The organism is Kribbella sp. NPDC023855 (assembly GCF_040639475.1).
In the GTDB taxonomy this organism is placed as follows: Bacteria; Actinomycetota; Actinomycetes; order Propionibacteriales; family Kribbellaceae; genus Kribbella.
Genome location: NZ_JBFAAA010000012.1, coordinates 249,520 through 260,831, shown reverse-complemented (window position 1 = coordinate 260,831; position 11,312 = coordinate 249,520). Strand labels below are relative to the sequence as shown.

At 69.2% G+C, this 11,312-nt stretch carries 10 protein-coding genes; 3 read left to right on the top strand and 7 right to left on the bottom strand.

Annotated features, from left to right (window positions below; translation table 11 throughout):
- Positions 1–142 precede the first annotated feature (142 nt).
- Both AB0F51_RS32780 and AB0F51_RS32775 read left to right on the top strand, forming a co-directional pair.
- Positions 143–1,006, top strand: a complete 864-nt coding sequence (locus tag AB0F51_RS32780) for a cobalamin-binding protein (protein WP_360286073.1) — start codon at positions 143–145, stop codon at positions 1,004–1,006.
- Between the two features lie 50 nt (positions 1,007–1,056).
- The gene (locus tag AB0F51_RS32775) at positions 1,057–1,719 is read left to right on the top strand and encodes a hypothetical protein (protein WP_360286072.1); all 663 of its coding nucleotides are present in this window, start codon (positions 1,057–1,059) and stop codon (positions 1,717–1,719) included.
- Here AB0F51_RS32775 and AB0F51_RS32770 read toward each other — a convergent pair.
- The 3 genes from AB0F51_RS32770 to AB0F51_RS32760 are packed head-to-tail and all read right to left on the bottom strand — an operon-like array spanning position 1,709 to position 5,030.
- A complete protein-coding gene (locus tag AB0F51_RS32770; RefSeq protein WP_360286071.1) occupies positions 1,709–2,473 on the bottom strand; it encodes an NAD(P)-binding domain-containing protein in 765 nt (254 codons plus the stop codon). The two genes, AB0F51_RS32775 and AB0F51_RS32770, sit on opposite strands and share 11 nt — an antisense overlap.
- 20 nt (positions 2,474–2,493) lie before the next feature.
- Positions 2,494–3,126: a response regulator transcription factor gene (locus AB0F51_RS32765; protein WP_360286070.1), complete on the bottom strand. Its 633-nt coding sequence runs from the start codon at positions 3,124–3,126 to the stop codon at positions 2,494–2,496.
- The gene (locus AB0F51_RS32760; protein ID WP_360286068.1) at positions 3,114–5,030 is read right to left on the bottom strand and encodes a histidine kinase; all 1,917 of its coding nucleotides are present in this window, start codon (positions 5,028–5,030) and stop codon (positions 3,114–3,116) included. Before AB0F51_RS32760 ends, AB0F51_RS32765 begins: the two co-directional genes overlap by 13 nt.
- A gap of 137 nt (positions 5,031–5,167) precedes the next feature.
- On the opposite strand from AB0F51_RS32760, the gene AB0F51_RS32755 reads away from it, so the two are divergent.
- Positions 5,168–5,833: a hypothetical protein gene (locus tag AB0F51_RS32755; RefSeq protein WP_360286066.1), complete on the top strand. Its 666-nt coding sequence runs from the start codon at positions 5,168–5,170 to the stop codon at positions 5,831–5,833.
- A 49-nt stretch (positions 5,834–5,882) separates the two neighbouring features.
- On the opposite strand, the gene AB0F51_RS32750 is transcribed toward AB0F51_RS32755, so the two are convergent.
- From AB0F51_RS32750 to AB0F51_RS32735, 4 genes are all read right to left on the bottom strand, one after another.
- Positions 5,883–6,863, bottom strand: a complete 981-nt coding sequence (locus tag AB0F51_RS32750; RefSeq protein WP_360286065.1) for a ribose-phosphate diphosphokinase — start codon at positions 6,861–6,863, stop codon at positions 5,883–5,885.
- Entirely contained in the window at positions 6,860–8,356 is a 1,497-nt protein-coding gene (gene glmU, locus AB0F51_RS32745; protein ID WP_360286064.1) for a bifunctional UDP-N-acetylglucosamine diphosphorylase/glucosamine-1-phosphate N-acetyltransferase GlmU, read from the bottom strand. Before glmU ends, AB0F51_RS32750 begins: the two co-directional genes overlap by 4 nt.
- Positions 8,357–8,441: 85 nt before the next feature.
- Positions 8,442–9,893 (bottom strand): hypothetical protein, encoded by a 1,452-nt coding sequence (locus tag AB0F51_RS32740; protein ID WP_360286062.1) that lies wholly within the window; start codon positions 9,891–9,893, stop codon positions 8,442–8,444.
- Positions 9,894–10,557: 664 nt separating this feature from the next.
- Entirely contained in the window at positions 10,558–10,887 is a 330-nt protein-coding gene (locus AB0F51_RS32735; protein ID WP_360286061.1) for a nucleoside triphosphate pyrophosphohydrolase family protein, read from the bottom strand.
- Positions 10,888–11,312: the final 425 nt, after the last annotated feature.

The window sequence follows — 11,312 nt, the reverse complement described above, 5'->3', positions numbered from 1 at the left end:
GGCGGCCCCCGCCCCCCACCCCACACACCAACCCCCCCCCCCCCCCCCCCCCAACCCCCCCCCCCCCCCCCCGGGGGGGGTGGGCGCCCCCCCCCCCCCCCACGACCGGCGGATGGCAACCATCACGTCGTAAAGTCGAGAGATGAGGATCGTCTCTCTGCTGCCCTCGGCCACCGAGATCTGCTTCGCGCTCGGGGCCGGGGACGACGTGGTGGGCGTGACTTTCGAGTGCGACTACCCCCGCGAGGCCCGGGAGCGGCGGATCGTCTCGACCACCACCCTCCCCGAGGGCCTGACGCCGGCCGAGATCGACGCGGCCGTCCGGGAACGGGTGGCGGCGGGTGAGGACCTCTACAAGCTGGACCGGGATGCGCTGCGCGACCTGTCCCCCGATCTCGTCATCACGCAAGATCTGTGCGCCGTCTGCGCGCTCGACGTGGACAACGTCGAGGAGGCGTTGAGCTACCTCGGCTGCGAGGCGCAGGTGGTGAGCACCGACCCGTACGACCTCGAGGGTGTGTTCGACTCGATCGAGCTGATCGGTGACGCGATCGGGCGTCCGGCCGGCCGGTTCGCCGAAGACCTGCGCAAACGGCTGGCGAAGGTCCGGATCCAGGGCAGCATCCGGGTGATGGTGCTCGAGTGGACCGACCCGCCGTTCGCACCCGGCCACTGGATCCCGGAGATGGTCGAGTACGCCGGCGGTTACCCGGTGCTCGGCACGGCCGGGCTCCGCTCGGTGCGGACCACCTGGCCGGCCATCGAAGCGGCTCGGCCCGATGTGATCGTGTCGGCGCCCTGCGGCTTCGACCTCGACGAGGCCAGACGGCTCACGCAGGACCTGCTCGACCAGGGCTCGCTGCCGAGCGCAGTACCGGTCTGGGCTGTGGATGCGAACGGTTGCTTCGCGCGCCCGGGCCCGCGCCTGGTCGACGGTGCCGAGGCGCTGGCCGCTTTGTTGCACGACGGCGATGTTGACCCCTCCGTGGCCCGCCGTCTCCGCTAAGGTCCCGACGCCGGGGACAGCCCGGCGGACTACGGACAGGCGGCGTACTGATGATCGAACTTCTCCTCACCATCGCGTCCATCCTGGTCCCGGCCGCCGGCTGCTTCGCGCTCTACCGGTACTTCGTCACGCGCGCCAGGCGTCGGCTGGCGGCCCGTGCCGCGGCTGCGGTCGAGCTGGGCTGGGACTTCGGCGACCCGGATCTCGAGTTGGCGGCCGTCGCGGTGGACATCTTCGGCCACCACGGCGAGGCCCATGTGACCTTCACCGGCAAGCACAACGGCCACTCGTTCCGGCTGTTCGACTACACCTACCTGACCAGGTCGGGCAAGGCGACCAGGATCAACAAGGTGCACATGGTCGTCGTCGAGCTGCCGGTCGCCCTGCCTCGTCTGGTGGTGGACAAGGACCAGCCGATCCTGCGAACGCTCGGCGTTCCGGACCTGGAGCTGGAGAGCAACGCCTTCAACAAGAACTTCTGGGTCCAGGGACCCGACGACCGCTTCTCGTCGGCCGTGCTGCACCCGCAGATGATGGAGTGGATGCTGACGTACCCCGACATCACCTGGCGGATCGAGAACCACCTGCTGATTTCGCCCGGCAGAGGCTACTGGACGATTCTGCAGGCCCTGGAGGACCTCGACTGCCTGACCGGCGTCGTCGACCGGCTGCCCCCGTTCGTCCTGGCCGACTACGGCAAGCCTATTGACTGAGCCTGGTCCAGACTTGGCGTAGAGCGCGAGCCGCGTCGCCTTCGAGGCCTGCGGCGTCGAGGGTCTCGCCGAGTTCGTCGAACTCGGGACCCCAACGCCAGGCCACACTCCGCAAGCTCTCCGGCAATCCGGGATCCTTGAGCGATCCGCCATCTGGGCGAACCTGCTGAGCCGTCAGCGCCTCGGTCACACCATGCTTTGCTGCCAACTCGAAAGCCAGTACAGCGAGCGCCGCCTTGCCTTTGTTGTAAAGGGCATAGGCCGACTTGGCCGCGCTGGCGGCACCGACCTGGTCCCCCACGACCATCGGCGTCGCCGCCGTCCCTGCCCACAGGTCGGCGACCTGTTGAGCGGCTGACCCGGACAACATCACATGCGTCGGACTCGGCCCACCGACCGGCGGCGGGCCGACCACTCCGGCGTCGACGAAGGTTGCGTCCGGCAACGCTTCCTGGGCCTTGAGCAACGAACTCGGCGACAGCGGGTTCGCCTCGATGTAGATCCCGGTGAACCCGGCTTCTCCGACTCGGGTTGCCAGGTCGACCGCGCCTTGGGGTGCACAGGAGCAGAGCACGGCATCGGCCGCGCGGACCGCGTCAGCGAACGGAGTACCGATCAGTCCTGCCGCCTCGGCCCGCTCGACGGAGGCTGCACTCCGGCCTTCCGGGTCCCAGCGAACTTCGTGGCCGGCGGCAACGAGTTGCGCTGCGAGCCGCGAGCCCATGGCGCCAGGGTGGAAGACGGCGATGCGCATCGGAACAGCTCCTTCGGAGGTCAGTTCTGACCAAGATAGGCCAGGACCGCAAGCACCCGCCGGTGATCCTCGGCGTTCGAGACCAGGCCGAGCTTCGCCATGATGCTGCCGACGTGCGTTTCGACGGTGCGCTCGTTGAGCCACAGCCGGCGGCCGATACCGACGTTCGTGCACCCCTCGGCCATCAACCCCAGCACTTCCTTCTCCCGGGGCGTCAACGCGGCCAGCCGGTCCGGGCGCCCGAGCAGCCGGCCGACCACCTCGGGGTCCAGCGCCGAACCGCCCGCGGCCACCCTGGTCAGCGCGTCCAGGAAGTCGTCCACATCCAGCACCCGGTCCTTCAGCAGATACCCGAACCCGCCGGAACTGACCAGCTCGACCGAGTGCCGCGTCTCCACGTGCTGGGACAGCAGGACGATCCCCATCCGCGGGTAGCTGCTCCTGAGTTTCCGCGCCGCCCGGGCACCGTCGTCGGTGTGGTCAGGCGGCATCCGGATGTCGATGACGGCCAGATCGGGCTCGGTCTCGGCCACCACGGTCAGCAGGCTGTCCGCGTCACCCGCCCGGCCGACCACCTCGTGCCCCGCGTCGTCCAGCAACCGCGCCAGGCCTTCGCGAAACAACGCCGAATCCTCGCCGATCACGATCCGCACGGCAGCACCGCCTCGATCGTGGTACCACGGCCGGCCGGGCTGGTCATCGACAACGAACCACCGACCGCCGCGACCCGGTCCGCCAGGCCGCTCAGGCCGGAGCCAGGTCGCGGCGTCGCGCCACCGCACCCGTCGTCCTCGACCTGGATCCGCACGTCGCCGGCGGACTGGGCCACCCGGACCGCGATCGAGGTGGCTTGCGAGTACTTCGCCGCATTGGTGACTGCCTCCGCCGCGACGAAGTACGCCGTGGTCGCCAACTCGTCCGGCAGGTCGCCCGGCCCGATGTGCAGCCGAACCGGGATCGGCAGGGTCTGGGTGATCGCCGTGAGCGCGGCGTGCAACCCGTCGTCGAGGCTGGTCGGCCGCAGGCCGTGGGCGATCTGCCGCAGTTCGGCGATCGCCGTGGCCAGCTCGGCCACGCCCTGGTCGAGGAGCCCGTTCACATCGACCGTGCCGTCGTCGAGGTGCCGCTGCGCCAGCCGCATCGCCATCCCGAGCGAGACGAGCCGTTGCTGAGCACCGTCGTGCAGATCGCGTTCCAGCCGCCGCCGTTCCTGATCACCGGCCTGGACGAGCCGGGTACGACTGGCCTCGACCTCGCGCAGTGCGCCCGCCAGCTCGGCCCGCAACCTGCTCACCTCCACCAGACTCGCCGCGCTGGTCGCAACCGCCTTCAGTACTGCGGGTCCGCTCTCCCCCACCAGCAATCCGATCTGTACTCCCCCGAGCATCACCGGGACACCGTTGCTCGTCCCGACCGGCCTGCCCTCCGCATCGACGAAACCCGCGGCGCCCGGCACCAGCAGGCCGACGCGGAGCGCGGGATCGCGTAATGCCGTCCGCAGGGACTTCTCCAACTCTTCCGGCTGGGCCTGCTCGGTGTGGATACGCCGCTGGAGGTCCTCGATCGCCAGCAAGGCGGCCCGGCGAGGCGGATAGAGCCCCCGGTCGACCACTCGCTGCAGGCGTGCCCGGAGTGGGGCCAGCGCCACGGCACACACGGCAGTGGCGGCCGCGGCTGCCGTCGCGGATCCCTTGCCCAGGAACAGTCCGAGCGTCAACGCGGTCACGGCGTACGTGCCCAGGAGAACCACCATGACGATCGCGTAGGTGACAGTGTCCGCGATCACCCGGTCCACGTCGTACAGGTCGTGGCGAAGCATGGCGACGGCTACCGAAGCGGGAAGCGCTATCAGCGTGACGATCCCGAAGACTGTCGATACCTGACCGGTCTCGCCGGTGACCAGGATCTCGGTCAGGCAGACGAACGGGTAGACCACGGCGGCCAGGCCGGCCAGCGCCAGCCATTTCAGTTGGGCCCATTCCCGGCCGGTCGAGCGCCGGAACCGGACCACGAGCGAGCTGCCTGCCGCCAGGATGAGCAGGATCATCAGCCCGAAGGCGATCTCGCTGAGGACACGTACCGCGAGCGGCAGCGTGGCGAAGGCGCCGAGCGCTTGCTGGGTGAATCCGAGCACCAGCATGAGGATGCGGACCGGCTGCCAGCGCTTGCTGGGCAACTGGCCATCCGGGAAGTGCAGCAGGACCAGGGCGACAGCGATGAGCAGCCACCAGCCGCTCTCGTTGAGGAAGGCCACCACGCGGCTGTCGAGCGGAAGGCCTTCCTCGGCAGCGGCGACTGCGTAGTACAGGGCCCGGCCGCCGAGGAACACCACGATTGCGCCGATCCAGGCCAGGAGCGGGCCGACCAGGTTCCCGGAGGCTTTTCGGCTGATGATCAGGGCGAGCATGGCGATCGCAGTACCGACGCTGCCCAGGGCAACGAAGTTCCGCACGGTGTTCTGGCCGACCGGGTAGGTCAGCAGCAACCAGCCGCTGCCCGCCAGCATCGCCAGAACGAGCAGGAAGGTGCCGAGCGTCGCCCATCGCGGCCACCGCATGACGTCAGGGTAAGTCCGAAACCTCCGCTGCGGCTCCGAGTCAGCACGGAGATCCATTTCCGCGCCCGCTCCGATGTGCCGGCCGGGCCGGCGGCGGTTTCCTGAGGAGACCAGACCAGCTCGCTCAGGGAGGAACCATGTCCACTGAAACCTTGGTCCGCACCGGTCCGGCCACCCGGCACCGAGTCGGCTTCGTCGCGCTCGCTCTGGCGGTCACCGCCTTGGTTGCGCTCGTTGGTGGGCTGCTGTGGCCCGAACCGTCCGGCGGCGGCGAGACCTACTCGTACGCCGACATCGCGCCACAGCGCGCGTTGTGGTGGGGACTGCTCGTCGCGCTGTCGGCGAACCTGGTCATCAACGTGCCGGCCCAGGCTCTGCTCACCGTCCTGCTCGTCCGCGCCCGAGGCGCTGCCTGGGCAACGGCCGGTGCGGTCATCTTGTGGATCGGCACTGCCCTGTACGCCGTCGGCGGGGCCGGCTGGGCGGCCGCCTACTACTTCGCCACGGCTCCCGGGGTCGATCCGTCGGTCATCGAGCGGGTCAACGACGACTCGGCGCACGTCTTCGGGGTGATGGTTCCCGGCGCGCTACTGGTTGCCGTGGGCACCATTGTCCAGGCGGTCGGGCTGTGGCGTTCGGGCGCCGTCCCGCGGTGGATCCCGGTGCTCTGGCTGACGATCGTGGCGACGTTCGTCGTACCGGGCAACGGGATCGCCGGGCTGCTCACCGCGGTACCGATGACCGCGGCCAGCCTCGGTACGGCGTACTACGCGTGGCGCAGGCTCGGCCAGCGGGCCGGCTAGCGGGTGGCGCCGGCTGGCCGGCCGTCAGTGCGGCCGGCCGGCGGGTTGGTCAGGCGCGGCCGTCGAAGAGCTTGGTCACCGAGCCGTCCTCGAAGACCTCGCGGATCGCCTGGCTGATCAGCGGCGCGATGGTCAGCACGGTCAGCTTGTCGAACTCGCTCTCCTCGGCGATCGGCAGCGTGTTGGTGACGATCACCTCGCTGGCCTGGCAGTTCTTCAGCCGGTCGACCGCCGGGCCGGACAGGATCGCGTGCGTCGCCGCGATCACCACCCCCGCGGCGCCCTCGGCCATCAGCGCGTCGGCCGCCTTGGTGATCGTGCCGCCGGTGTCGATCATGTCGTCGACCAGGATGCAGACCCGGTCCTTGACCTCACCGACGACCCGGTTGGCGACCGTCTCGTTCGGCCGGTGGATGTCGCGGGTCTTGTGGATGAAGGCCAGCGGCGCGTTGTCGAGCCGGGCCGACCACTGCTCGGCGACCTTGATCCGGCCGGCGTCCGGGGAGACGACGGCCAACTGCTGGTCGCCGTACTTGTCGCGCACGTAGTCGGTCAGGATCGGCAGCGCCATCAGGTGGTCCACCGGGCCGTCGAAGAAGCCCTGGATCTGCGAGGTGTGCAGGTCGACGCAGATCAGCCGGTTCGCGCCGGCGGTCTTGAACAGGTCGGCCATCAGCCGGGCCGAGATCGGCTCCCGGCCGCGGTGCTTCTTGTCCTGCCGGGCGTAGCCGTAGAACGGCAGCACGACCGTGATCCGCTTGGCCGACGCCCGCTTCAGCGCGTCGACCATGATCAGCTGCTCCATGATCCACTCGTTGATCGGCGAGGTGTGGCTCTGGATCACGAACGCGTCGCTGCCCCGGACCGACTCCTCGAACCGGACGTAGATCTCGCCGTTGGCGAAGTCGTAGGCCGAGGTCGGCACCAGACCGGAGCCCAGGTCCTCGGCCACCTGCTCCGCGAGGGCCGGGTGGGCCCGTCCGGAGAACACCATCAGGTTCTTCTCGGTGGTCCGCTTCATACCGCTCATGGCCGCGCCTCCCGTTGTGGTTCCTCGCCAGTGTCACCCGGCGAGGCGTTCCGCGCAGCATCTGAGTCGGCCAGTGCCTGCTCGGCGGCCTTCGCCGTCTTCGTCCCGGCCCGCTTGCGCGCGACCCAGCCCTTGATGTTGCGCTGGCGGCCCCGGGCGACCGCGATCTCGCCCGGACCGACCGGGGTGTCGATCGCGCTGCCCGCCGCGATGTAGGCGCCGTCGGCAATGTCCGCCGGCGCGACCAGCACCGAGTTGCTGCCGACGAACGAGTACTTGCCGATGGTGGAGTGGAACTTGTTGACACCGTCGTAGTTGGCGAAGATCGTGCCGGCGCCGATGTTCGCGCCCTCGCCGATCGTCGCGTCCCCGGCGTAGGTGAGGTGCGGGACCTTGGCGCCGTCGGCGATCGCGGCGTTCTTGGTCTCCACGAAGGTGCCGATCTTGCCCTTGACGCCCAGCGTCGTACCGGGCCGCAGGTAGGCGAACGGGCCGACCGTCGCCTGGGCGCCGATCACCGCGCCCGAGCCGTGGCAACGGATGATCGAGGCGCCCTCGCCGACCTCGACGTCGGTCAGCGTGGTGTCCGGGCCGATCGTGGCGCCGGAGGCGACCTTGGTGGTGCCGTGCAGCTGGGTGTTCGGCAGCAGGGTGACGTCGCGGTCGAGGGTGACCGTGGAGTCGACCCAGGTGGTGTTCGGGTCGACCACGGTGACGCCGGCCCGCATCAGGCCGTCGAGCGTGCGCCGGTTGAGCTCGGCGCGCAGGGTGGCCAGCTGGACCCGGTCGTTCACGCCCTCGGTCTGCATCGCGTCCTCGGTGACGTACGCGCCGACCCGCTTGCCGTCGCCGCGGGCGATCGCCAGCACGTCGGTCAGGTACAGCTCGCCTTGGGCGTTGTCGGTGGTGATCCGGGTCAGCCCGTCGCGCAGGGTGGCCGCGTCGAAGGCGTAGATCCCGGCGTTGATCTCATCGATCTGGCGCTGCTCGGGCGTCGCGTCCTTGTGCTCCACGATGCCGGCGACGCTGCCGTCCTCACCCGGGATGATCCGGCCGTAGCCGGTCGGGTCCGGCACCCGCGCGGTCAGCACGGTGATCGCGTTGCCGCTGCGCTCGTGCTCGGCGACGAGCTCCTTGAGCGTCTCGGCCGCGAGCAGCGGAACGTCACCTGAGGTGACGATCACGGCGCCGTCGAAATCAGCCGGTACTGCGCTCAGGCCCGACCGGACCGCGTCGCCGGTACCCAGCTGCTGCTCCTGGACGGCGGTGCGGGCCTCGGGGTCGATCTCGGCCAAGTGGGCCTCGACCAGCTCACGGCCGGTACCGACCACGACGACCAGGTGCTCCGGCGCCAGCGCTCGGGCGGTGACCACAGCGTGCCCGACGAGACTGCGCCCGCCGATCTCGTGCAGCACCTTGGGGGTGGCGGATTTCATCCGGGTCCCCTGCCCGGCGGCCATGATGATGACAGAGGCAGGACGGTGGGAGGTCACGCGGTTTTCTCCTCGAGTTCCCGGCGAGTTCGGCTGGAACGACTGTCACGGACACTCGGAACGGTGCCTAAGCAAGCCTACTGGCTCAGCGCGCCGTCCCACGCACGGCCTCCACCAGCCGCGCTGGCGTGAACCCGGTGTATTCCTGCATCAGCCGCTCCCTGGCAGCGTCGTTGTAGCCCCGACGAGCCACTTGACGGTAGTACTCCGTGACCCGTTTCACTCCCACTTGCCCGATCAATCGCTCCACCGCAAGCCAACTGACCCCCTCAGCGGCTGCCGCGGTGACCCCATCTGCGGCACCTCGGGCGACCCCGACGCCGGCACCTCGGGCGACCCCGTCGCCGGCACCTCGGGCGACCCCGTCGCCACCTCCGGCGATACCGTTGTGGCCTCCTCCGGGGACCCCGCTGCCGGCCCCTCCGCCAGCAACCCCGGCGCCACCTCCTCCGCCGATACCGGCGCCACCTCCTCCGGCGATCCCGTCGCCGGCACCTCCGGTGAACTCGTCGTCAGCGGGGAGCCTGGTGAGTCGCCTGAGTTCTTGCTGGCTGATGGCGGTCCGCATCCTCGCTCGCTGGGCAGCTGGCAACTGCAGGTTCCCGGCGTACTGGGCCATGCCCTCGGCCAGCCAGCGGGGCGCTCCGTCGCCGAGTCTGACCGGCAGGAGATGCATGAGCGCGTGACTCATCTGGGCCGCGCTCAGCGTGGGTTGCCGGAGTACCAGCCACCCACCGGCCGGCTGGATCGAATCGCTCGCCGGGCTCGGCATCGCTCGCACCTCAGCCGGTTCGTCGCCGGGGATCGTCGGCGGGAGCTCGGTCAAGACCTGCGGCTCGCGCAGCGCCACGACGTACGGGACTGTCTGTAGTTGACCGGGCCAGATCTTGCGGATCTGCCGGCCCGCCGCAACCGTCTCGTCGGCGAGACGCACGGCTCGTTGGAGCTGGCCTTGGTTCGCGATGACGACGACATTGACCCTGCGGACCACCGCGAGCGGACCGAAGTCCCAGGGCTGACGGTTGGAACCGATGGCCCGGTCGAGGTCGCGATCGGAGACGAGCAGCAGGCGGCCTTTGCGGAAGGAATAGGTGTAGCCGACGTCTGTGGCCGCCTGACCGAGGCGGCTGCCGCGCAGGAGGTATCGCATGCTGACACGGAAGGTTGTCGTTTGTGTGCCGTACTTGTCCCAGGGCTCGGCGCGGCGGTAGGTCACGCTCACGCCGATGGCCTGAAGATTGCGGAACAACTGCGCCTGCTTGGGTCGCAGCGCGGGCGCAACATCCTGCAGGAAGAGCGCGAGATTGCCGGTCCTGATAGCGACGCCGCGACGAGCCAGGCTCGCGTCCACGGCGTTGGCCAGCTGCGGATCCACCTCACCGGTCGCGCTGGGACGCACACTGCGCAGCAGCACCCCGCTCGTGGCGTCACTCGTCAGCCGAACCGTGCTCTCCGCCGGCGTAATCGCCAGCCACAACCCAGCCGCAACCACCAACGCCGCAACCCCAGGCGTCAAGGCCTCCCAAACCCGCCGCACACCCACCTACTCGATGTACCCGGTAGCCGGATCAACCTGACCCAAAAACCCCCGAATCGACTCCTCAAGCTCAGCCCGAGTCCGCTCCACCCCATCCGAACTCACCGAACTGAACCCGTAGCCAGGGTTAGGCCCAGACAACCAACTGAAGTCGTACTGCCCGGTCGTCTCCGACCGCACAACCTCAAACCGCTCCCCCTCCACCACAACCTCGAACCGCCCCACCCCACCAACTCCCACCACAACCCCACCTCCCTAACTCCGCCCAGCAGACTACAACCCCCCAAGCTCCGCCCACCCGTCCTCACATCGGAGTGAGGCATTGCGGCCACCCGGAGAGGAGGTCCTGCCCGCCGCCAACAGTGGAAGCGCCCGAAGGCCGCCGACCTGGTGGCCGTGCGGGCGCTTGACTATCCGACTCGGAACACGGCGCTCGTGTGAGCCCTCGGCCCACAACACACTCCTCCACATAACGCGTCCCGCAACGTCACTCCCACCACCCGACCCTTCGCCCCCCACGCGCTCTCCCGGCGATCCCGTCTGTCAGATGTGACGGTGCAGGCATCAGCGGGTCCAACTGACCCAGCACCGGTCGAGTAAGCGCCCGCCCGCACCCGCGCCGCCTCGCGACAGTCGCCCGACATCACGAAACCGGCCGTCCGGCCTAGCGATTGTCCCCGCTACCGCCGAGCATTGCCCGGTTCTGCCGGTCCGCGAGTTTTGCGATGTTGAGCTGAGCGACATCGTCGAGGGAGATACCGAAGTAGTCCGCGATAACCGCGACGTACCAGAGCGTGTCCCCGAGTTCCTTGGTGAGATCCTCGATGTCCCACTGCGAGAAGTCGCTGTCCTTGTCCCGCACGATCTTCTTGGCCTTCTCGGCGATCTCGCCTGTTTCCCCAACCAGCCCAAGCAGCAGATGGAACAACTCGTTCAACTTCTCCTTAGGCGCAGCCGTACGAAGCGCTGCTCGCTGATACTCATTCAAATCCATCCCAAAACCATAGACAGAACGACGGCGACCGCTGGCCCGTGGCGAAGGATGAGACCTGGGACCGCCGAGTCTCGGCGGTACCAAGGGCCAGCCGACGGGGTGCCGCTGTCCCTCCCGCGATCCACAAACGCAACGACGCCGCGAGTCAGCCACCACAATCCACCAAGCCCTGCCTGCATCCTGGGTTGCCACCCTGTTGTCCCGGCGTTGTCCAGCGGAGGCGTCCCGAGGTTGCCCCCGCGGAGGGGTCCCGCAGTGATGTCCGTCGGAGCGTCCGCAGCGTTGTCCCGTCGTTGTCTAGCGGAGGGGTCCCCGAGGTGTTGTCTCGCAGAGCGCCCGCAGTGCTGTCCGTCGGAGCGTGCGCAGCGTTGTCCCGACGTTGCCCAGCGGGAGGTCCAGACGCGTTGTCCCGCAGAGCGCCCGCA